The following is a 20,920-nucleotide window of genomic DNA, read 5'->3' as shown; positions in this document are numbered from 1 at the left end:
GCCCGCAGAGCGGGGTGCGCGGGTGCGCAGCGTTGACACTCAACCGGCTGGCCCTTACATCGCCTTGAGACCAAGGCAGAACCGCCGTCTTGCGCCCCGTTTTAGGGTGACGCGACAAGAGGGGCAAGCGGTTGCCTGCCACGGATAGGCAAAACACCGGAACGGATAAAACATGTTGGGTATTGGAACGGTCGCCAAAAAGATCTTCGGCACCCCGAATGACCGCAAGATCAAGGCGACACGCCCGCTGATCGCAAAGATCAACGCGCTGGAACCCGAATATCAAGGCCTGAGCGATCAAGCGCTGATAGAGAAGACCAATGAGTTCCGGGCTCGGATCGCCGGAGGCGAGAGCCTCGATGCCCTCCTGCCCGAAGCCTTTGCCAATTGCCGTGAGGGCGCGCGCCGGGCCTTGGGCCTGCGCGCCTTTGACGTGCAGCTCATGGGTGGGATTTTCCTGCATCAGGGCAATATCGCCGAGATGAAGACCGGTGAGGGCAAGACGCTGGTCGCAACCTTTCCCGCCTATCTCAACGCCCTCTCGGGCAAGGGCGTTCATATCGTTACCGTCAACGATTACCTCGCCAAGCGTGACGCCGAATGGATGGGCAAGGTCTTTGCTGCGCTCGGCATGAGAACCGGTGTGGTCTATCCCCAACAGCCCGAGTCCGAGAAAAAGGCGGCCTATGCCGCTGACGTGACCTATGCCACCAATAACGAACTCGGCTTTGACTACTTGCGCGACAACATGAAATCCTCGCTTGAGGATATGAACCAGCGCGGGCACAATTTCGCCGTGGTCGACGAGGTGGACAGCATCCTGATCGACGAGGCACGCACGCCCTTGATCATCTCGGGGCCCAGTCAGGACCGCAGCAGTCTCTATCAGACGATCAACGCCCTGATTCCCGAATTACAGGACGACCACTACAAGTTGGACGAAAAGACTCGCAACGTCACCTTTACCGAAGAAGGGAACGAGTATCTCGAAAACCTGCTCAGCGTGCGCGGCATTCTGCCCGAGGGGCAATCGCTCTATGATCCCGAAAGCACGACCATCGTGCATCACGTCAATCAGGGTCTGCGCGCGCACAAACTGTTCCAGAAGGACAAGGATTACATCGTGCGCGGTGGTGATGTCGTTCTGATCGACGAATTCACCGGTCGGATGATGGCCGGGCGGCGCCTGTCGGACGGGCTGCATCAGGCAATCGAGGCCAAAGAGGGGTGCACCATCCAGCCCGAGAATGTCACCCTCGCCTCTGTCACCTTTCAGAATTACTTCCGCCTCTATGACAGGCTCTCGGGCATGACCGGCACCGCCCTGACCGAAGCCGAGGAATTTGGCGAAATCTATGGTCTGGGCGTGGTCGAAGTTCCAACCAACCGCCCCATCGCGCGGATCGACAAGGATGATGCCGTCTATCGCACCGCCCGCGAGAAATTCGAGGCCATCGTCGCGGCCATTCGCACGGCCCATGAAAAAGGCCAGCCGACACTGGTGGGCACCACCTCCATCGAGAAATCCGAGATGCTGAGCAAGTTGCTGACCGAGGCCGGGATCGAGCATAACGTGCTCAACGCCCGCCAGCACGAGAAAGAGGCGCAGATCGTCGCCGATGCCGGCAAGCTGGGGGCGGTCACGATTGCCACCAACATGGCCGGACGCGGCACCGACATCAAGCTGGGCGGCAACGTCGAATTCAAGATCATGGAGGCCATCGCCGCCGATCCCGAGGCCGACCCCGAGGATATCCGCAAGCGGATCGAATCCGAACATACCGCTGATGAAGAGGCGGTAAAGGCCGCTGGCGGGCTCTTTGTCCTTGCCACCGAGCGGCACGAGAGCCGCCGGATCGACAATCAGCTACGCGGTCGTTCTGGCCGTCAGGGCGATCCGGGCAAATCGGCTTTTTTCCTCAGCCTTGAGGACGATCTGATGCGCATTTTCGGCTCAGAGCGGCTGGAAAAGGTGTTGGCGACGCTCGGCATGAAAGAGGGCGAAGCGATCATTCATCCTTGGGTCAACAAATCCCTAGAGCGCGCACAGGCCAAGGTCGAAGGGCGCAATTTCGACATTCGCAAGCAGTTGCTGAAATTCGACGATGTGATGAACGAGCAGCGCAAGGTGATCTTCAAGCAGCGCCTCGACATCATGCGCGCCGAGGATCTGAGCGACATCGTCAAGGACATGCGCGGCGAGGTGATCGACGATCTCGTCGATCAATACATGCCGCCCAAGACCTACGCCGACCAATGGGATACCCAAGGCCTCTACGCGGCGGTGATCGAAAAACTGAACATGGACCTGCCAGTGATCGACTGGGCCGCCGAAGAAGGGGTCGACGATGAAGAGATCGTTGAACGTCTGGACAAGGCCGCCGATGAGATGATGGCGGCCAAGGCAGCGCAGTTTGGCCCCGATACCATGCGGATGATCGAGAAGCAGATTCTCTTGCAGACGATCGACGGCAAGTGGCGCGAACATCTGCTGACGCTCGAGCATCTGCGCAGCGTCGTCGGCTTCCGTGGCTATGCACAGCGCGATCCTCTGAACGAATACAAGAACGAGGCGTTCCAGCTCTTCGAGAACATGCTCGACAGCCTGCGCATGGATGTCACGCAGAAACTGGCGCAGATCCGCCCCATGAGCGAGGCCGAACAGCAGCAGCTCATGCAGGAAATGGCGGCGCAGCGCGCGGCGATGATGGCGGCGGCCGATACGGGTGAACCACCGCAGGTGAGTGAGAACGTAGCCCCCGGCTTTGATGAAAATGATCCCGCAACATGGGGCAATCCGGGCCGCAACGATCCTTGTCCTTGTGGATCTGGCAAGAAGTTCAAGCATTGTCACGGGCGGCTGGCCTAAGGTCGCCCGCCCGATTGACACCCATTCCCCGCCATACGGCGGCCATTTTTGAACAGTAGCTTCCCCGTGACAATTGATGTGTCAGGGAGAGTGATATGTCCAAGGCCAGACGTTACATCACCGCAGGCGGCACGCTCGCCTGTGCATTGGGGATAGGCTATTTCATGCAGGCCGGGGCACAGAGCCCCGTTCAAACTGCAGGATTGGTCCCTACCCCGGCTCTTGAGACGCCGGTCGAGATCACCCAGATCGAGCTCACCTCGGCCGAGGCGGTACCGCCGATGACTGCGCCAGAGCCTGTGCCCCTGCCCGCAGCCCCCGTGACACTGGCCGTTGCCAAAGATGTGCCCCTGACCGACTCGATGCCCGAGGAAGAGGCAGCACCAAGTTTCACCTGTGACTACGTCATGGAGGCACGCCCAATGGCCGCCGCCATGGTCGAAGTGAAGCTGAGCGCGCCCTGCCAGCCCAACACCGGATTTACGCTGCATCACAACGGCATGATGTTCACCGCGGTGACCGGCGATCAAGGCGAGAGCACGCTGAGCGTGCCCGCGCTGACCGAAGCGGCAGTGTTCATTGCAGCCTTTGAGGATGGTCAAGGGGCCATTGCCACCGCGACCGTGGACACGCTGGCGCTCTATGACCGCTTTGTCGTGCAATGGCGGGGGGGTGCTGCGCTGCATGTGCATGCGCTCGAATATGGCGCTGATTTTGGCGGGTCCGGGCATGTCTGGGCCGGGGCCAGTCAGGACATGACACGCGCACTCAAGGGCGAGGGCGGGTTCCTGACCTCTCTGGGCGAGCCGGATATGGATCACGCGCTGCGGGCCGAGGTCTATACATTTCCCACCGGTGCAGCAGCGCAGAGCGGCGAAGTGAATTTGCAGGTCGAGGCCGAGGTGACAGACACCAATTGCGGTCGCGATCTCGAGGCGCAATCCATCGCAATCGGAGCGAATGGGCTCGATGTGCAGGATATCGTGCTGGCAATGCCAGATTGCGACGGGGTTGGCGACTTTCTTGTGTTGAAAAACCTGTTCAATGACCTGAAGATCGCGTCCAACTGAGGCGCGGTCTTGCAGGGAGCAAGCTATGACAATTGTGCGTGCGGCGATTCTCGCCGCACTTTCATTTCTGGCTCTGCCGGGCTTGGCCCTTGCTCAGGATGTCACGCTGCGCTCGCATGACGGCGCGGTCGAGATTTCCGGCAATCTGCTGGGGTTCGACGGGGAATTCTACCGGGTCGACACGATTTACGGCGAGTTGACGGTCGATGGCTCGGGCGTGGCCTGTGAGGGGCCGGGCTGTCCGGATCTGGAACATTACGTGGCGCGGCTGGTGTTCTCCGGTGCGCCGACGATTGGTCGGGTGCTGATGCCCGCGCTGATCGAGGCCTTTGCCATTCGTGGCGATTACGCCGTCACACGTGAGGATGTCAGCCCGCAAGAATTACTTTTTGCGCTGCATCAGGGGGACGGCACGCTGGTTGGCGAATTCGTCTTTCGGCTGACCAACACTGATGAGGGATTTGCCGATCTCTTGGCCAACGAGGCCGATATTGCCCTAACGCTGCGCGAGGCGCGACAAGACGAAATCACGCGCGCCCGCGAGGCGGGATTGGGCAACCTGATGGCGTCGGGACAGGTGCGTGTTCTGGCCCTCGATGCGCTCATACCCGTGGTCGCGCCGAGCAATCCGGTGCAAGGCATTAGCCTGCGCCAACTCGCACAGGTCTTGTCTGGGGAAATCACAAATTGGGCCGCTCTGGGGGGTCCTGACGCCCCGATTGATGTGCATCTGTGGGATGCGACAACCGGGATAGGGCAGGCCAGCGTCGATCAGGTGCTGCGCCCCGAAGGGCGGGACGTGATCGCACATGCGGTGCGCCATCCTGACGGTTCCGCCTTTGCCGAAGCGGTTGCGCGCGATCCCTTCGCGATTGGCCTGACAACGCGCTCGGAACAGGGCAACACCTGGGAATTGGCGCTCACGGGGGACTGTGGCTTTGCCCTCAGCGCCACGCGTCGCGCGGTCAAGACAGAGGATTATCCGCTGACGGCCCCCCTCTTTGTCTATCTGCCCGCACGCCGACTGCCCAAGCTGGGGCGAGAGTTCATGACATATCTGCGCGATCCGTCGGCGCAGTTGGTGATCCGGCGCGCCGGGTTCGTGGATCAGACCCCCGAGGAAATCGTGATCAACGACCAAGGCGACCGCTTTGCCAATGCGATAGCGCAGGCAGGCGCAGAGGTGGGGCTGGAAGAGTTGCAGCGCATGGTGCAGGTGCTGGGGCCGCTCAAGCGTCTGACGACGACGTTCCGGTTCGAGGCTGGATCGGTGCGGCTTGATGCGCAATCGCGCTCGAACGCCGAGCAATTGGCGCGGGCGATGGAACTGGGGCATTACGATGCGCGGCGCTTGGTCTTTGTCGGCTTTTCCGATGGTGATGGTCCGGCTGGCACCAATCGCGACATCGCCCTGCGCCGGGCCGAGACCGTGCAACGCGCCGTGATGCGCGCCGCCGAGACCGCCAATCTGGAGCGGATCGGTTTGGAACTCGAGGCCTTTGGCGAGGCGATGCCGATGGCCTGCGACGACACCGCTTGGGGGCGGCAGGTCAACCGGCGGGTCGAAGTCTGGGTGCGCTGACGCTCAGAGAAAGCCCGCAGAGCGAAAGCTGACCTCAGAGGATTTGCCAATCACGATATGATCGTGCAGCGTCAGGCCAAGCGCCTCTGCGGCGGTCTGGACCTGTCGTGTCATATCGATATCGGCGGCAGAGGGCGTGGGATCACCCGAAGGATGATTATGCACCAGAATGAGCGCGCTTGCATTGAGGTGCAGCGCACGCTTGACCACCTCACGCGGGTAGACCGGCACATGATCCACAGTGCCGCGCGCCTGTTCCTCATCCGCGATGAGGATATTCTTGCGGTCCAGATAAAAGACGCGGAATTGCTCGACCTCAGCATGGGCCATGGTGGTGTGGCAATAGTCGAGCAGCGCGTCCCAAGAAGAGATCACCTGCCGGCGGAGCACGCGCGCACGCGCCAGGCGATGCGCAGCGGCCTCGACGATCTTGAGTTCGGTCGCCACCGCCTCGCCCACGCCGGGCAGAGCGATGAGCCGCTCCAGCGGGGCCGAGATAACCCCGTTGAAATCCCCGAACTGGGCCAGCAGCGCATGTGCCAGCGGTTTCACATCGCGCCGGGGAATGGCACGAAAGAGCACGAGTTCCAGAAGCTCGTAATCGGGCATCGCCGCAGCCCCCCCGTCAAGGAAGCGGGCCCGCAGCCGGGTTCGGTGATCGCGGATGTAAGAGGGAAGCTTTTCGCCCCCCGATACCTCTGCCGCGTCGCAGGCAAAGAGGGGGAGGGGCATATCGGAAAAGGCGCGGGATTTGCTCATGCGCCCACCCTGCCGCAAGAGCCTTAGCAAGTGGTTAACGTCTGCAGAAAAATTGAAAAAACCCGGCCTTCGCAGGCCGGGTTTGCCTTAGCTCTTCATCGAGTCCCAGAAACTGCGGACCGAAGAGAAGAAGCTCTTGCTCTCGGGGCTGTTATCCTCGCTCAGCGCCTCGAACTCGCGCAAGAGCTCGGTTTGCCGCGCGGTCAGATTGACGGGTGTTTCCACCGCCATCTCGATAAACATGTCGCCCGGTGCGCCCCCGCGAAGGGCCGGCATGCCCTTGCCACGCAGACGCATCTGGCGCCCCGATTGCGAGCCCGGCGGAATCTTGACCCGGCTGCGGCCGCCGTCGATGGTGGGCACTTCGATATCGCCCCCCAAGGCCGCTTTGGTCATCGACACCGGCACGCGGCAAAAGAGGTTTGTTTCCTCGCGCTCGAAGAGCTCGTGCTTGGCCACTTCGATAAAGATATAAAGGTCGCCCGCCGGACCACCGCGCATGCCCGCCTCGCCCTCACCGGCAAGCCGGATACGGGTGCCGGTTTCTACGCCCGCAGGGATGTTGACCGAGAGCGCGCGATCTTTTTGCACGCGGCCCTGCCCCTGACAGCTCTTGCAGGGGTTCTTGATGATCTGGCCCAGACCGCCACAGGTGGGACAGGTCCGCTCGACGGTAAAGAAGCCCTGTTGCGCGCGCACCTTGCCCATGCCCGAACAGGTCGGGCAAGTGCTGGGTTGTGCGCCACCTTCGGCACCGGACCCATCGCAGGCGTCACAGGGCACGGCAGAGGGCACTTTGATCGTCTTTTGCAGACCGGCAAAGGCCTCTTCCAGCGTCACGCGCAGGTTATAGCGCAGGTCAGCACCACGCGCCGCACGTTGGCGCCCGCCACCGCCGCGCCCGCCGCCCATGAAATCGCCAAAGAGGTCATCGAACACGTCCGAAAAGGCCGAGGCGAAATCGCCCTGGCCTGCGCCGCCGCCAAAGCCACCGGGGCGCGCACCGCCATTGCCCATGCCGCCTTCGAATGCAGCATGACCAAAGCGGTCATAAGCCGCTTTCTTGTCCGGGTCCTTGAGCACGTCATAGGCTTCGCCCGCCTCTTTGAACTGGCGTTCAGAGTCAGGGTTGTCGGCGTTGCGGTCGGGGTGAAGTTCTTTGGCCTTCTTGCGATAGGCCTTCTTGATGTCATCGGCCGAGGCGCCCTTGGACAGCCCGAGCACTTCGTAATAGTCACGTTTGGCCATCGGGGATCTCCTTGGTGTGACCCTGACGGGACCGGTCCGGTGCAATGCCGAACCGGCCCCAGTGGGTCAAGACGGGCCTCAGGCGCGCTTGTTGTCGTCGAGATCCTCGAAATCGGCGTCAAGGATATCATCCTCATCGCCGCCACGATCGGCAGCACGCGGCTCATCGTCAGACTCGCTCTGGCTGGCCTTGTAAATGGCCTCGCCCAACCGCATCGACGCTTCGGCGACGTTCTGGATGCCGGACTTGATCTTGCCGACATTGTCGGTCTCAAGCTCGTCCTTGAGCGCGGCAATGGCCAGCTCGATCGCCTCGACCGTGGTCGGATCGACCTTGTCGCCATGCTCCTCGATCGACTTCTCGGTCGAGTTGATGAGGCTTTCGGCCTGATTGCGGGCCTCGACCAATTCGCGACGGGCCTTGTCGGCCTCGGCATTCTCTTCGGCGTCCTTGATCATCTTTTCGATGTCTTCGTCCGAGAGACCGCCAGACGCTTGAATCGTGATCTTCTGTTCCTTGTTGGTGCCCTTGTCCTTGGCCGATACAGACACGATGCCGTTGGCGTCGATGTCGAATGTCACCTCGATCTGGGGCATGCCACGCGGCGCGGGCGGGATGTGTTCCAGATTGAACTGGCCCAGCATCTTGTTGTCTGCCGCCATTTCCCGCTCGCCCTGGAACACGCGGATCGTCACGGCCGATTGGTTGTCTTCGGCGGTCGAGAAAATCTGGCTCTTGTTGGTCGGGATGGTTGTGTTGCGGTCGATGAGGCGGGTAAAGACACCGCCCAAGGTCTCGATACCAAGCGACAGCGGCGTCACGTCGAGCAGCACCACGTCCTTGACATCGCCCTGAAGCACACCGGCCTGAATGGCCGCACCCATGGCGACAACCTCATCGGGGTTCACACCCTTGTGCGGTTCCTTGCCAAAGAACTTGGTCACTTCTTCCACCACGCGGGGCATGCGGGTCATACCGCCCACAAGGACCACTTCGTCGATATCCGCCGCCGTCAGGCCCGCATCCTTGAGCGCAGCCTTGCAGGGCTTGAGCGAGGCGGTGATGAGATCGCCCACCAGGCTTTCGAGCTTGGCGCGAGTCAGCTTCACGACCATGTGCAGCGGCTGACCGTTCGAGCCCATCGAGATGAACGGCTGGTTGATCTCGGTCTGCGACGAGCTGGACAACTCGATCTTGGCCTTCTCCGCCGCTTCCTTGAGGCGCTGAAGCGCCATCTTGTCCTTGGTCAGGTCAACGCCATGCTCTTTCTTGAACTCATCCGCGAGGTAGTTCACGATCCGCATGTCAAAGTCTTCACCCCCGAGGAAGGTGTCGCCATTGGTCGACTTGACCTCGAAGAGACCATCGTCAATCTCGAGAATGGTCACGTCAAAGGTGCCGCCGCCAAGGTCATAGACCGCGATGGTATGCGTATCCTTCTTGTCCAGACCATAGGCCAACGCAGCCGCAGTCGGTTCGTTGATGATCCGCAGCACTTCGAGACCAGCGATCTTGCCGGCATCCTTGGTGGCCTGACGCTGTGCGTCGTTGAAATAGGCGGGCACGGTGATGACGGCCTGCGTCACCTCTTCGCCAAGATAGCTCTCGGCGGTTTCCTTCATCTTGCCGAGGATGAAGGCGGAAATTTGCGAGGGGCTGTATTTCTCGCCGCGGGCCTGCACCCAGGCATCGCCGTTGCCGCCATCAATGACAGTGAACGGCATGTTCTTCTTGTCTTTGGCGAGGTATGCGTCATCCGCGCGACGGCCGATCAGGCGCTTGACACCAAAGATCGTATTCTCCGGGTTGGTCACGGCCTGCCGCTTGGCGGGCTGACCCACAAGACGCTCTGTCTCGGTGAAGGCGACGATGGAGGGGGTGGTGCGTGCGCCTTCGGAGTTTTCGATCACGCGGGCCTGAGAGCCGTCCATGATCGCGACGCAGCTGTTGGTGGTGCCGAGGTCAATACCAATAACTTTGGCCATGTTGTTCGATCCCTTCTACTTAGGCGATGTGACAGAGGCCCGACCCGTTCCGGCATCAGGCCCCCGGTGAATGACAGGTCAGCCAGTGGCATGACCAGTGTTTCCGGGCGTATATAGGCAGGGGATTGTGCCCCTGCAAGCGGTGGCTGCGGGGCAATTCCTCGAATTTGGTCCGAATTGGTGCTGTCCGGCGCAAAAGGAGGCATGCGATGCCAGAGCCCACGCTGATCCTGCGGGATGTCGCGATTTTCAAGGGATGGCTTGATCACGATATGCAATCCGCGATGGTGACTGAGTTGCGCGATGTGGTGGCAGAGGCGCCACTCTTTCAGCCCGTGACACCATCGGGCCGCGCGATGACCGTGCGCATGACTTCGGCGGGGCGCTATGGCTGGATCAGCGACCGGGGCGGCTATCGCTATGCGCCAAGCCATCCCGCTGGCATGGCTTGGCCCCCGATTCCCGAGAGTGTGCTGGCGATCTGGCGCGCTTTGGTCAGCGATGTGCGCATGCCCGACTGCTGCCTGATCAATCATTACACAGCGGGCGCGCGCATGGGGCTGCATCAGGACCGGGACGAGGCCGATTTCAGTTGGCCGGTGTTGTCGGTCTCTTTGGGGGATGACGCGCTCTTTCGCATCGGAAACACAACGCGCGGCGGCAAGACAGACTCGATCTGGCTCAACTCCGGCGATGTTGTGGTGATGGGCGGCGCTGCGCGGCTCGTCTATCACGGCGTTGACCGGATCAGACCGGGCAGTTCCACCCTCTTGCGCGGAGGCGGGCGGATCAACCTGACCTGCCGTGTGGTGGATTGATGCCAGAGTTGCGGCGCGGACATAAAAAAGGCCTTGTCCGCACTCTGGCGGACAAGACCCGTCGTGAGAGGTGAGAGCGTGTCAGGCGTTGACCGACAGGCGTTCAATCTCTTCCTTGATCTTCAGTTTCTGCTTTTTGAGGTCTGCGATTTCCAACGTGCTGCTGCCCGGCGCGCGCTGCGCCCGTTCCACTTGTTCCGAGAGCGCGTGATGTTTCTTCTTCAGTTCTTCGATATGCGAACTCAAGCTCATGGGCAGTCTCCTCTGTGGTGTGGGTTTGTCTATTCGACATGGGAAGTGCACCACATTTTTACAATACTGTCACGCTGCACCTGCAAACTGCGCGGCTCTATGCCTGCGGCATTTTAGATAAATCAGGCGGGGAAAGGCAGCGCTGCTGCGTTCCTGAGCACATCCGAGGTGGCGGCGGTATAATCCTCACCATCTTGCCCATGATTTTCGCCTGCATGAAGAAGCCAGCCATCGTGCAAACGTGGTGCTGCGCGCCCACCCTTGCGCCCCCGGACGAGAATCAGCCGCGCGGCGCGGCCTCGACGCGGGATCAGAGGCAGCACCTCGATACTTCCCAGATGCGCCGCCATCGGCGTCAGCAGATCTGGCAAGCGCTCTGCCCTCTGAATAAAGGTCACAGTCCCGCCCGAGAGTGTGCGCCGGGCCGCGGCGCGCACCCAGTCCGCCAGCGGCAGCGCCTCGCCCATCGCCCGCTCGCGGCCTGCATCCTCGGCGGCGGTGCTGTGCAGGCGGTCGAAATAGGGTGGGTTGGCGATCACATGATCGAATTGCCGCGCGCGCAGGGTGGCGGGCATGTCGGCAATGTCGCCCTCTGTCACGTCGAGCGCCAGACCATTGGTCGCGCTGTTGCGGCGTGCCAGTGTCGCATAGGCGGGTTGCACCTCCAGCCCCGCCGCCATCACCCCCGGCACCCGCGCCATGACACAGAGTGCGGCAATCCCCGACCCACAGCCCAGATCCAACAGGGTTTGCCCCGCACGCGCGGGCACGCTCGCGGCCAAAAGCACCGGATCGACCCCGGCGCGATAGCCTGTTTTCGGCTGTGCAATCTGCAAGCGCCCGCCCAAAAAGGCGTCAAAACTCAGTTCGTCCTCGGCAAAGGGCTCAGTCCTCAAGCGAGAAACCGTTGTCGATGAGAGTGGTCCGCGCGTCTTCGTAATCGGCCGTCGCAACCATGAGGCGACGTGGGAAAATGCCGATTGAGCCTTCGAGGATGCTCATGTTTACGTCCATTTCAAAGCAGTCTATACCCTCGCCCTGAAGAAGCGCCTGAGCAAAGGCGATGGACGAAATGTCATTGGTTCGCAAAAGCTGTTTCATGGGCCATAGATAAGAGCATGGCGCGCGCTATGTCGAGCGGTGTTGACGAGGGAAGTATGGGATTGGATGAAGTCGCCACCAAGCCGCATGAACAATTGGCCGCCCATCTGGCGTCCAAGATGGAGGCGGTCAACCTCTTGATCCGCGAGCGGATGGCGTCCCGCCACGCCCCGCGCATTCCGCAAGTGACCGCGCATCTGGTCGAGGCAGGCGGCAAGCGCCTGCGCCCGATGCTGGTGCTGGCCACTGCGGATCTCTGCGGTTACGACGGCCCGTTTGATGTGCATCTGGCGGCCACGGTGGAATTCATCCATACCGCCACGCTCTTGCATGATGATGTGGTGGACGAGAGCGCGCAGCGGCGCGGTCGCCCCACCGCCAACCTGCTCTGGGATAATAAATCGAGCGTGCTCGTGGGCGATTACCTCTTTGCCCGCGCGTTTCAGTTGATGGTCGAGCCGGGATCGCTCCGGGTGCTCGATATCCTGTCCAACGCCTCGGCCACGATTGCCGAAGGCGAGGTGTTGCAGCTGAGTGCGGCGCAGGATCTGGCGACGACCGAGGATATCTACCTGCAAGTGGTGCGCGGCAAGACGGCGGCGCTCTTTTCTGCCGCGACCGAGGTGGGGGGCGTCATTGCTGGTGCGCCCGAGGATCACGTCAAGGCGCTCTTTGAGTATGGCGATGCGCTTGGTATTGCGTTTCAGATCGTCGATGATCTGCTCGACTATCAAGGCGATGCCAAATCCACCGGTAAGAACGTCGGTGATGATTTCCGCGAGCGCAAGCTGACTCTGCCGGTGATCAAGGCGGTGGCGGCGGCAAATGCCGAAGAACGCGCCTTTTGGAAACGCACCATCGAAAAAGGCGATCAGCGCGATGGCGATCTGGAGCACGCCCTTGGCTTGATGCAGGCGCATGGCGCACTGGAGCAGACCCGCGCCGAAGCCTTGGATTGGGCTGCCCGCGCCCGTGCGGCGATTGCCGTGCTGCCGGATCATCCCGTGCAGCGCATGCTCGACAATCTCGCAGGCTATGTGGTGGCGCGGATCAGCTAAGCCGCGTGGCCTGCACCCACCAGCCGGGGTTTGCCGCACTCAGCGCTTGCGCGGCGCGCGTGGCGGTCGTGGCATCGGGATAGAGCCCGAAACAGGTGGCCCCTGATCCCGACATTCGTGCGAGGGCACAGTGCCGCGTCGATGCAATCGCATGCAGCACGTCGGCCACCACAGGCTCTTCCGCAATCGCCGCGTCTTGCAGATCATTGCGCTGCGCTCTCAGCCAGTCGATGAGCGTGGCGACATCAGGCCATATCGGCAATTGCTCGGGCATCGCCGGATTGTCCCGCTGCGCGAGCCTGCGAAAGATTGCGGGCGTCGAGACAGGCACGCCGGGATTGACCAGCACGGCATCGAGCATCGGCAAACCATCGACCGGGATCACATCCTCGCCAATCCCCCGCATCCGCGCGGCGCGCGCCAATAGGCAGACCGGCACATCGGCCCCAAGGGTCAAGACATCGCTGGGCACTGATAGACCGCTCATCTCTGCCAGGGCCCGCAGGCAAGCCGCCGCATCGCTTGACCCGCCGCCAATGCCCGCAGCTGCAGGCAGATGCTTGTCGAGCGTGATCTCGGCGGTGATCCCAATCAGCGCCGCCGCCCGCAGCACAAGGTTGTCAGGGCCGGTCGGCACGCCCCCGGCCATTGGCCCGGTCACGCTCAGTCGGGCCTCTGGGGCAGGTCGCAGGCTCAGACGGTCGCCCAGATCAGCAAAGACCACCAGCGAATCGAGCAGATGATAACCATCTGACCGGCGCCCGGTGACATGCAGGGAAAGGTTGATCTTGGCGGGGGCGAACCCGTCAGTTGCCATCTTTGACAAATTTGAGAGGCTCCGCGCCTTCGTCCTTCAGCACCTGATCCAGACCCACTTCCAGCTTGCGGCGCACGCGCTCCGGCTCCAGATCGGGCGAGGGCTCGCTCTCGTTCAGCGACAGCGCGCGCTTCCACTGAAACCGGGCCTCAACCTTGCGGCCCACAGCCCAGAGCACATCGCCCAGATGGTCATTGACCACCGGATCGGTCGGCATCAATTCGGCCGCGCGCTCCATTTGCACGATGGCCTCTTCATAGCGCCCGAGGCGATAGAGCACCCATCCAAGGCTGTCGACGATATAGCCACTCTCGGGTTGTGCCGCGACAGCGCGCTCGATCATGTTCAGCGCCTCGTCCAGATTGATGTGCTTTTCCACCATCGTATAGCCGAGGTAATTGAGCACCTGCGGATGATCCGGGTTCAGCTCCAACGCGCGACGGAAATCGGCCTCGGCCTCGGGCCAATTGTCCAATCGCTCGTGGCTGATGGCGCGGGCATAGCGCACGAACCACTGATCGTTGCCCCGCGCCTGATAGAGATCAAGCGCCCGATCATAGGCGGGCACCGCGGCGGCGAAATCCTCTTGCGAACGATAGAGGTCCCCCACCGCCACATGAACCTCTGGCAGATTCGGATAGACCGTCGCCAACTGTTCCAGCACTTCGATGGCTGCGTCCGGCTTGTCCGCGCGGCGCAGAACATCGCTGCGTCCCAACTCGGCCAGATGATACGACGGGTGATCGCGCGGCACTTTCTTGTAGGCCTCGATCGCCAGATCGTAACGCTCAAGATCCTCAAGCAGGTTTGCAGCCATGAGCACGGCATCCACATGGCTGGGTTTGATCATCTCGGCCACGCGGGCATAGATCAGGACATACTCGTCATTGGCCTCTTGCATCAACGCGCGACCGAGGGAAAAGAACACCTCGGCAATCCCGTCCGATGCGCTATTGACCAAATCAAAGGGCACGCTCTCGCCCGCTGCGAGACGCGCACGCAGAGCCTCGATTTCGGGGTCAATATCGGTGCCGAACGTGTCGTCGATGATGCTGATGGCGCGCTCTTGCTGTCCGATTTGGCTCAGCACTTGCGACCAGCCGATCACCCCGCGCCGGGTGCGTTGGATGGGGCCTTCATCCTCGCCGCTGAACACCTTGTCCGCGCCTTCGAAATCCCCGACCGAGGCCAATGCCAGCGCCTTGTGGTAAATCGCAAAACTGCGCAAGCCACGCTCTTCGGCCACCGCATCGAACCGCGCCAGTGCCGAGGTCATGTCGCCCTTGCCCAGATCGGCCCAAGCCGCGATCATCCCATCCGCCAGATCACCGACCCCGCGTTCCTCTGCGATCCGCGTCAGCAGCGCATCCCATTGCCCCTCGCGTGTCTCATCCGCCACCAGCGCCATCTGGCTTACCTGACTGCGCAGCCCGTCCGCCTCGATCTTGCGCGCGACCGCGACCGCCGGTTCCAGCCTGCCCAGCGCCAGATAGGCGACGGTGGCATTTTCCAACAGGGCGGGATTGGACGGATCACGAGTCAGTGCCTGAGCATAATACTGCGCCGCTGCCGCGAAATCGCCCGTGGTGCGGGCCTGTTGGGCTGCGAGATAGGCACCAGAGGACACCTCTGACATCGCGGGCAGGGGCATGACCTGCAAGAGGGCGGTAAATGCAAGCGCTGCAAGAGGTCGATGGGTCACGCTGTCCTGCCTTTTATGGTCTGGTTTGTCGCAAAGGTAATATGCCCGCCCCCCCAAGGCAATGCAGCGCGACAGAATTGCCGCGCCGCGCCCCAAAGATCACGAAATGCTTACATGTTGGGATAGTTCGGACCATCCCCCCCCTGTGGCGTGACCCAGTTGATATTCTGGCTTGGGTCCTTGATGTCACAGGTCTTGCAATGCACGCAGTTCTGAAAGTTGATGACGAAACGCGGGTCTTTGCCCTCTTCGCGCACCACCTCATAGACACCCGCCGGGCAATAGCGCTGCGCGGGCTCGTCATATTTGGGCAGGTTCATGCCAATCGGAACACTGGCATCTTTCAACTGCAGATGCGCTGGCTGGCTTTCCTCGTGATTGGTCATCGAGAAACTGACATTGGTCAGCCGGTCAAAGCTGAGCTTGCCGTCTGGTTTGGGATAGTCGATGGGCTTGTGCTTGGACGCGGGTTCGGTCGCGGCGGCATCACTTTTGCCATGGCTGAGCGTACCCAGCAGGCTGAAGCCCGCGGTATTGGTCCACATGTCGAACCCACCGAGGCCAAGCGACGCCAAGAGACCGTATTTCGACCAGAGCGGCTTGACGTTGCGCACCTTCTTGAGATCCTTGCCAATAGCACCGCTGCGCACTTCGGTCTCGTAATCGCTCAACTCGTCGCTGGCGCGCCCTGCGACCAATGCCGCATGCGCCGCCTCTGCCGCCGCCTTGCCCGAGAGCATGGCGTTGTGATTGCCTTTGATGCGCGGCACGTTGACCATGCCCACCGAACACCCCAACAGCGCCACGCCGGGCGCCACCATCTTGGGCATCGACTGATACCCGCCCTCGGAAATGGCACGCGCGCCATAGGCCACGCGCTTGCCGCCCTTGAGCAGGTCGGCCACCATCGGATGATGCTTGAACCGCTGGAATTCCATATAGGGGAAAAGGTAGGGGTTCTTGTAGTTCAGATGCACCACGAAGCCCACATAGACCTGATTGTTCTCAAGGTGATAGATGAACGATCCACCACCGGCGTTGCTGCCCAGCGGCCAGCCCATCGTATGTGTAACGGTGCCGGGGCGATGCTTGGCGGGATCGACCTCCCAGATTTCCTTCATGCCAAGGCCGAATTTCTGCGGTTCCTTGCCTTTGGACAGATCGTATTTGGCAATGACCTCTTTGGCGAGGCTGCCGCGCACGCCCTCGGATAGAAAGACATACTTGCCGTTCAATTCCATCCCCGGCTCGTAATTCGGGCCCGGCGTGCCATCCTCATTCTTGCCGAACTCCCCGGCAACCACGCCTTTGACCTCGCCATTTTCGCCATAAACCAGCTCGGAACAGGACATACCGGGGAATATCTCGACGCCCAGTTCCTCGGCCTGCTCGGCCATCCAGCGACAGACATTGCCCATCGAGACGATATAATTACCGTGGTTGTTCATCAGCGGCGGCATCGGGAAATTCGGCACGCGAATTCGGCCTGCCTCGCCCAGCATATAGAAATTATCCTCGGTCACGGGCGTGTTGAGCGGCGCGCCGCGCTCTTTCCAGTCTGGGATCAGCGCATCGAGACCGCAAGGATCGAGCACCGCACCGGACAGGATATGCGCCCCCACCTCAGAGCCTTTCTCAAGCACCACAACGGCGCAATCGGGATCAAGCTGCTTGAGGCGGATCGCCGCCGAAAGACCGGCCGGGCCCGCGCCCACGATCACAACGTCATAGTCCATCGTCTCGCGTGTTATCTCGGTCATCGTCCTCATCCTTTTCCCGGGCGCAGCAATCATGGTCCTCGCGCGCAACAAAGTTGCGAGTGTGACTAGCCTGCGCATGTATCGAGCGTCAATTGAAACACGACGTAAAACCATTTGGAAAACGGCAATTTGTCACGCGACAGCGGCCTAATCTCGCGCTCTCCGCGATCCGCTCTTGCAATCGGGCGCGCGCTTCGGGCAATCTGCCTCGAAATTCGAGATGTGATGTGACGGGGCCTGCTATCTAGCGGCCCCGCTTCTGACAATGGACGGTTGATATGGAAAAGATCCCGATGACGGCTGGCGGCCATGCCGCGCTTGAGGTTGAGCTGAAACAGCTCAAATCGGTGGAGCGCCCCGCGATCATTCGGGCTATCGCCGAGGCGCGCGAGCATGGCGACCTGAGCGAGAATGCCGAGTATCATTCCGCCAAGGAAAAACAGTCCTTTATCGAGGGCCGGATCAAGGAGCTTGAAGGCATCCTGAGTCTCGCCGAGGTGATCGACCCCGCCAAGCTCTCAGGCGCGATCAAGTTCGGCGCGACCGTCACGCTCGTGGACGAGGATTCGGGCGAGGAACGCACCTATCAAATCGTGGGCGAGCATGAGGCCAGCATCGAAAAGGGCCTTTTGAACATAAAATCGCCGATTGCTCGGGCGCTCATCGGCAAAGAAGAGGGCGATAGCGTCGAAGTGCGCACGCCCGGTGGTGATCGCGCCTACGAGGTGATAAAGGTCGCCTATATCTGATCAGGCACCCCATCATGCGCCCAGCCCGCACTGAAAATGGCCCCGCCAAGGGGTTTGACACGAAATCCGAAACCGAAGGGGTCACGTCGATCGAATGGATCGCCCTGGCGCTTTCGGCAATTTGGCTCTTGGGCTCGGCGGTGTTCTTTCTGGTTTTCACCCCGCGGGCCGAAACCGGCGGCGGCGCGCTGCAATTCGTGATCGTGCTGATTGCGGTCTTCATGCCCGTGGCGATGATCTGGGTCGGGGCGACTGCCGCCCGCACCAGCCGTGTGATGCGCGAAGAAAGTCGCCGCCTGCGCGCCGCCATCGACGCGATCCGCGCCGCCTATGTTGCCCAGAACCAGACGCTTGGTCAGACCGTGGACAAGACCGTCAGTCAGAAGCTCGACGAAATCGCCGCCGCCCAACGCAAGACGGAAACGGCACTGGCGACATTCTCCTCGATCCGTGTGGGCATGCCCGAACCACGTCCGATATTGGCCCCGGCCCCTTCGCCCAGTGACCCCGGCGATCAGGTTTCGCTGCCGCTTGGCACCTCTGCCGAGGATATGCAGGCCCCGCTCGAGCGGGCCGATTTCATCCGCGCCCTGAATTTCCCCGACAACCCCGAGGACAAGGTGGGCTTCGCCGCCCTGCGCCGTGCGCTCAAGGACCGGCCTACTGCCCAGTTGATCCGCGCCTCACAGGATATCCTGACGCTGATGTCGCATGATGGCATCTACATGGATGACCTGCGCCCCGACATGGCCCGCCCCGAGGTCTGGCGTCGTTTTGCCGGGGGAGAGCGCGGCCGCACCATCGCCGCCTTGGGCGGTATCCGCGACCGCTCATCGCTGGCGCTGACGGCAGCGCGGATGAAACAGGACACGATCTTTCGTGACGCCGCACATCATTTTCTGCGCCGTTTCGACAAGATGTTCACCCAGTTCGCCGAAACCGCCAGCGATTCTGAAATATCAGAGCTTTCAGAAACGCGCACCGCCCGCGCCTTCATGCTCTTGGGGCGCGTTGCGGGCACCTTCGACTGATCCGCGCCTCGGTTTAATCTGGCCTAAAATACCTCGGGGGCCGGGGGGCAGAGCCCCCCGACTCTGCGATTGCCCCGAAGAAAAAACCACGGCATGATGCGCGCCTGAGGAGATAGAACCGATGCGCAAGTTTCTCGTCGTGCTGGATGACAGCCGCGAATGTCTCAACGCCATGCGCTTTGCCGCGATGCGCGCCGCCCATACAGGGGCCGGGGTGGAAATCCTTGCCGTGATCCCACCCGAGGAGTTCAACCACTGGATCGGCGTGGGCGACCTCATGCGCGAGGAACAGCGCGAGAGGATCGAGGCGCATTTCGAGGTCTTTGCCAAATGGATGCGCGACAAACAGGGGATCAACCCGGAACTGGTCATCCGCGAAGGCGATCCGGCGGTCGAGATCATCGCGCAGGTCCAGGATGATCCAGCGATCGGCGTGTTGGTGCTTGGGGCCGCCACCGGCAAGAAAGGGCCCGGTCCGCTGGTTACGCAACTGACCAAGACCGCAGGCACCCTGCCCATTCCCATCACCATCGTGCCCGGCGATCTGACCAAAGAACGGCTTGAGGCCATCACCTGAGGCAGGCCCGCACCAGTTTAGAATCGTTCCAATCCTTGACAGCACGGGACGTCGGGCGCATATCTTGGGCAACCACGAAAGGGCGCGCCATGTTCATCCAGACCGAATCCACACCCAATCCCGCGACGTTGAAATTCCTGCCCGGTCAGACCGTGCTCGAGGCTGGAACTGCAGATTTCCCGAGCGCCGAGAAATCCGGTAGCTCCCCGCTGGCAGAGCGTATTTTCCGCGTGCCGGGTGTGTCGGGTGTGTTTTTCGGCAATGATTTCGTGACCGTCACCAAGGGCGAGGCGATCGAATGGGATCATATCAAACCCGCGATTTTGGGTGCGATCATGGAACATTACCAATCCGGTCAACCGGTCATGCTGGGCGAGGGCGGCGGTGCGTCGGGTCATGCCGAACATAGCGGCGAGGATTCGGTGATCGTGAATCAAATCAAGGAGTTGCTCGACACCCGCGTTCGGCCCGCCGTGGCGCAGGATGGGGGCGACATCACCTTTCACGGCTTTGACCGTGGCGTCGTCTATCTTCACATGCAGGGCGCTTGCGCAGGCTGCCCGTCCTCTACCATCACGCTCAAGATGGGGATCGAGAACCTGTTGCGCCACTATATCCCCGAGGTGACAGAGGTGCGCCCTGTTGGTCTCTGAACCACTGATACTGGCTTTTGACACATCGGCCGCGCATTGCGCGGCCGCTTTGTTGCAAGGAGAGCGTGTGCTCGTATCGCGTGCCGAAACCATGGGGCGCGGACAGGCCGAGCGGCTCATGCCGCTCTTGCACGAGGTGCTGGATCAGGCCGGGATCACATGGCGGGACCTTGACCGTATCGGTGTGGGCATCGGTCCCGGCAACTTCACCGGCATTCGCATTTCCGTCGCGGCGGCACGGGGGCTGGCGTTGAGCCTCGATATCCCCACCGTCGGAATCAGTACGCTGGAGGCGATCCGCGCACAGACGCAGGGCGGCACACCCTGCGTGCCCGCGCCCCGTGACATGGCCTATATCCAGACGGCCACCGCCGCGCCGGAATTGGTGGGGATCACCTCTGTCGTCGATCCTATCCTGCCGCCTGATCCCGCCCGGCTGGCTGAACTGATGGCGCGTCTGGCCGCTCAGGCACCACAAGACAGCCCGCCGCCCGCCCCGCTTTATGTGCGTCCCGCCGATGCCGCCCCCGCGCGCGACCTCCCGCCAGTGATCCTTGATGACGCCTGAAACCCTCGCCACCTGCCACGCCCGCGCCTTTCGCAATTCGGGCCGGGCCTGGTCCGCCGAGGAATTCGCCACGCTGCTCGGTAGTGCCTTCGTTTTTGCCGTGGGCGACGCGCGGGCCTTTGTGTTGGGCCGCGTGATCGCGGACGAGGCCGAAGTGCTGACGCTCGCCACCGACCCCGACTATCGCCGCGAAGGTCTGGCGCGCGCCTGCTTGACGGCCTTTGATGCAAGCGCACGGGCCCGCGGCGCAACCACGGCCTTTCTTGAAGTGGCCGAGGACAATGCCCCCGCATTGGCGCTCTACCGCGCCGCAGGCTACC

20 protein-coding genes are annotated in these 20,920 nt (G+C 61.8%); 11 read left to right on the top strand and 9 right to left on the bottom strand.

The window, feature by feature from the left end:
• Positions 1-172: 172 nt before the first annotated feature.
• From secA to KBT70_RS20085, 3 genes are all read left to right on the top strand, one after another.
• Positions 173-2,869 (top strand): preprotein translocase subunit SecA, encoded by a 2,697-nt coding sequence (gene secA / locus KBT70_RS20095; protein WP_296638340.1) that lies wholly within the window; start codon positions 173-175, stop codon positions 2,867-2,869.
• A 95-nt stretch (positions 2,870-2,964) separates the two neighbouring features.
• Complete coding sequence (locus tag KBT70_RS20090; protein ID WP_296638338.1) at positions 2,965-3,939, top strand: hypothetical protein; 975 nt, start codon at positions 2,965-2,967, stop codon at positions 3,937-3,939.
• A gap of 25 nt (positions 3,940-3,964) precedes the next feature.
• Positions 3,965-5,521, top strand: a complete 1,557-nt coding sequence (locus tag KBT70_RS20085; protein WP_296638335.1) for a phosphate ABC transporter substrate-binding/OmpA family protein — start codon at positions 3,965-3,967, stop codon at positions 5,519-5,521.
• Positions 5,522-5,524: 3 nt separating this feature from the next.
• Here the strand turns inward: KBT70_RS20085 and radC are convergent, their stop codons facing one another.
• The 3 genes from radC to dnaK form a co-directional block, all read right to left on the bottom strand.
• Entirely contained in the window at positions 5,525-6,280 is a 756-nt protein-coding gene (gene radC / locus KBT70_RS20080; RefSeq protein WP_296638333.1) for a DNA repair protein RadC, read from the bottom strand.
• 87 nt (positions 6,281-6,367) lie between these two features.
• Positions 6,368-7,528 (bottom strand): molecular chaperone DnaJ, encoded by a 1,161-nt coding sequence (gene dnaJ / locus KBT70_RS20075; protein ID WP_296638330.1) that lies wholly within the window; start codon positions 7,526-7,528, stop codon positions 6,368-6,370.
• A 78-nt stretch (positions 7,529-7,606) separates the two neighbouring features.
• Entirely contained in the window at positions 7,607-9,514 is a 1,908-nt protein-coding gene (gene dnaK, locus KBT70_RS20070) for a molecular chaperone DnaK (RefSeq protein WP_296638328.1), read from the bottom strand.
• Between the two features lie 209 nt (positions 9,515-9,723).
• Between dnaK and KBT70_RS20065 the strand changes: the two genes are divergently transcribed.
• A complete protein-coding gene (locus KBT70_RS20065; RefSeq protein WP_296638325.1) occupies positions 9,724-10,332 on the top strand; it encodes an alpha-ketoglutarate-dependent dioxygenase AlkB in 609 nt (202 codons plus the stop codon).
• An 81-nt stretch (positions 10,333-10,413) separates the two neighbouring features.
• On the opposite strand, the gene KBT70_RS20060 is transcribed toward KBT70_RS20065, so the two are convergent.
• The 3 genes from KBT70_RS20060 to KBT70_RS20050 form a co-directional block, all read right to left on the bottom strand.
• Positions 10,414-10,584: a YdcH family protein gene (locus KBT70_RS20060; protein ID WP_296638323.1), complete on the bottom strand. Its 171-nt coding sequence runs from the start codon at positions 10,582-10,584 to the stop codon at positions 10,414-10,416.
• Between the two features lie 122 nt (positions 10,585-10,706).
• Positions 10,707-11,480: a methyltransferase gene (locus tag KBT70_RS20055; RefSeq protein ID WP_296638321.1), complete on the bottom strand. Its 774-nt coding sequence runs from the start codon at positions 11,478-11,480 to the stop codon at positions 10,707-10,709.
• A complete protein-coding gene (locus KBT70_RS20050) occupies positions 11,470-11,685 on the bottom strand; it encodes a DUF2007 domain-containing protein (protein ID WP_296638318.1) in 216 nt (71 codons plus the stop codon). The genes KBT70_RS20055 and KBT70_RS20050 overlap by 11 nt, the downstream gene beginning before the upstream one ends.
• A 56-nt stretch (positions 11,686-11,741) precedes the next feature.
• Between KBT70_RS20050 and KBT70_RS20045 the strand changes: the two genes are divergently transcribed.
• A complete protein-coding gene (locus KBT70_RS20045; RefSeq protein ID WP_296638314.1) occupies positions 11,742-12,743 on the top strand; it encodes a polyprenyl synthetase family protein in 1,002 nt (333 codons plus the stop codon).
• On the opposite strand, the gene KBT70_RS20040 is transcribed toward KBT70_RS20045, so the two are convergent.
• From KBT70_RS20040 to KBT70_RS20030, 3 genes are read right to left on the bottom strand one after another with little or no spacing between them, the layout of a single operon-like run.
• Positions 12,736-13,560, bottom strand: a complete 825-nt coding sequence (locus KBT70_RS20040; RefSeq protein ID WP_296638427.1) for a 4-(cytidine 5'-diphospho)-2-C-methyl-D-erythritol kinase — start codon at positions 13,558-13,560, stop codon at positions 12,736-12,738. The genes KBT70_RS20045 and KBT70_RS20040 overlap by 8 nt on opposite strands.
• Complete coding sequence (locus tag KBT70_RS20035; RefSeq protein ID WP_296638424.1) at positions 13,550-15,337, bottom strand: tetratricopeptide repeat protein; 1,788 nt, start codon at positions 15,335-15,337, stop codon at positions 13,550-13,552. The genes KBT70_RS20040 and KBT70_RS20035 overlap by 11 nt, the downstream gene beginning before the upstream one ends.
• 35 nt (positions 15,338-15,372) lie before the next feature.
• Positions 15,373-17,022, bottom strand: a complete 1,650-nt coding sequence (locus KBT70_RS20030; protein ID WP_296638310.1) for an electron transfer flavoprotein-ubiquinone oxidoreductase — start codon at positions 17,020-17,022, stop codon at positions 15,373-15,375.
• A 278-nt stretch (positions 17,023-17,300) separates the two neighbouring features.
• Between KBT70_RS20030 and greA the strand changes: the two genes are divergently transcribed.
• The 6 genes from greA to KBT70_RS20000 all read left to right on the top strand — a co-directional run.
• Positions 17,301-17,771 carry a transcription elongation factor GreA gene (greA, locus tag KBT70_RS20025; RefSeq protein WP_296638305.1) on the top strand — a complete coding sequence of 157 codons (471 nt, stop codon included), beginning with the start codon at positions 17,301-17,303 and terminating at the stop codon, positions 17,769-17,771.
• A 14-nt stretch (positions 17,772-17,785) separates the two neighbouring features.
• Positions 17,786-18,802, top strand: a complete 1,017-nt coding sequence (locus KBT70_RS20020) for a hypothetical protein (RefSeq protein ID WP_296638300.1) — start codon at positions 17,786-17,788, stop codon at positions 18,800-18,802.
• Between the two features lie 121 nt (positions 18,803-18,923).
• A complete protein-coding gene (locus tag KBT70_RS20015; protein ID WP_008281314.1) occupies positions 18,924-19,379 on the top strand; it encodes a universal stress protein in 456 nt (151 codons plus the stop codon).
• 89 nt (positions 19,380-19,468) lie between these two features.
• The gene (locus KBT70_RS20010) at positions 19,469-20,032 is read left to right on the top strand and encodes a NifU family protein (protein ID WP_296638291.1); all 564 of its coding nucleotides are present in this window, start codon (positions 19,469-19,471) and stop codon (positions 20,030-20,032) included.
• Positions 20,022-20,600 carry a tRNA (adenosine(37)-N6)-threonylcarbamoyltransferase complex dimerization subunit type 1 TsaB gene (tsaB, locus tag KBT70_RS20005; RefSeq protein WP_296638288.1) on the top strand — a complete coding sequence of 193 codons (579 nt, stop codon included), beginning with the start codon at positions 20,022-20,024 and terminating at the stop codon, positions 20,598-20,600. Before KBT70_RS20010 ends, tsaB begins: the two co-directional genes overlap by 11 nt.
• The coding region (locus tag KBT70_RS20000; RefSeq protein WP_296638286.1) for a GNAT family N-acetyltransferase at positions 20,590-20,920 on the top strand (331 nt) is incomplete at its 3' end. The genes tsaB and KBT70_RS20000, both read left to right, overlap by 11 nt.

The sequence above is a fragment of the Roseovarius sp. genome (genome assembly GCF_018066915.1).
GTDB lineage: Bacteria > Pseudomonadota > Alphaproteobacteria > Rhodobacterales > Rhodobacteraceae > Roseovarius.
Note: the sequence above shows the minus strand (reverse complement) of the source record. Positions and strands in the feature narration are given on the sequence as shown.

Coding starts and splice junctions, on each gene's coding strand:
- secA (WP_296638340.1), top strand. CDS start 173: ATGTTGGGTATTGGAACGGTCGCCAAAAAGATCTTCGGCACCCCGAAT.
- KBT70_RS20090 (WP_296638338.1), top strand. CDS start 2,965: ATGTCCAAGGCCAGACGTTACATCACCGCAGGCGGCACGCTCGCCTGT.
- KBT70_RS20085 (WP_296638335.1), top strand. CDS start 3,965: ATGACAATTGTGCGTGCGGCGATTCTCGCCGCACTTTCATTTCTGGCT.
- radC (WP_296638333.1), bottom strand. CDS start 6,280: ATGAGCAAATCCCGCGCCTTTTCCGATATGCCCCTCCCCCTCTTTGCC.
- dnaJ (WP_296638330.1), bottom strand. CDS start 7,528: ATGGCCAAACGTGACTATTACGAAGTGCTCGGGCTGTCCAAGGGCGCC.
- dnaK (WP_296638328.1), bottom strand. CDS start 9,514: ATGGCCAAAGTTATTGGTATTGACCTCGGCACCACCAACAGCTGCGTC.
- KBT70_RS20065 (WP_296638325.1), top strand. CDS start 9,724: ATGCCAGAGCCCACGCTGATCCTGCGGGATGTCGCGATTTTCAAGGGA.
- KBT70_RS20060 (WP_296638323.1), bottom strand. CDS start 10,584: ATGAGCTTGAGTTCGCATATCGAAGAACTGAAGAAGAAACATCACGCG.
- KBT70_RS20050 (WP_296638318.1), bottom strand. CDS start 11,685: ATGAAACAGCTTTTGCGAACCAATGACATTTCGTCCATCGCCTTTGCT.
- KBT70_RS20045 (WP_296638314.1), top strand. CDS start 11,742: ATGGGATTGGATGAAGTCGCCACCAAGCCGCATGAACAATTGGCCGCC.
- KBT70_RS20040 (WP_296638427.1), bottom strand. CDS start 13,560: ATGGCAACTGACGGGTTCGCCCCCGCCAAGATCAACCTTTCCCTGCAT.
- KBT70_RS20030 (WP_296638310.1), bottom strand. CDS start 17,022: ATGACCGAGATAACACGCGAGACGATGGACTATGACGTTGTGATCGTG.
- greA (WP_296638305.1), top strand. CDS start 17,301: ATGGAAAAGATCCCGATGACGGCTGGCGGCCATGCCGCGCTTGAGGTT.
- KBT70_RS20020 (WP_296638300.1), top strand. CDS start 17,786: ATGCGCCCAGCCCGCACTGAAAATGGCCCCGCCAAGGGGTTTGACACG.
- KBT70_RS20015 (WP_008281314.1), top strand. CDS start 18,924: ATGCGCAAGTTTCTCGTCGTGCTGGATGACAGCCGCGAATGTCTCAAC.
- KBT70_RS20010 (WP_296638291.1), top strand. CDS start 19,469: ATGTTCATCCAGACCGAATCCACACCCAATCCCGCGACGTTGAAATTC.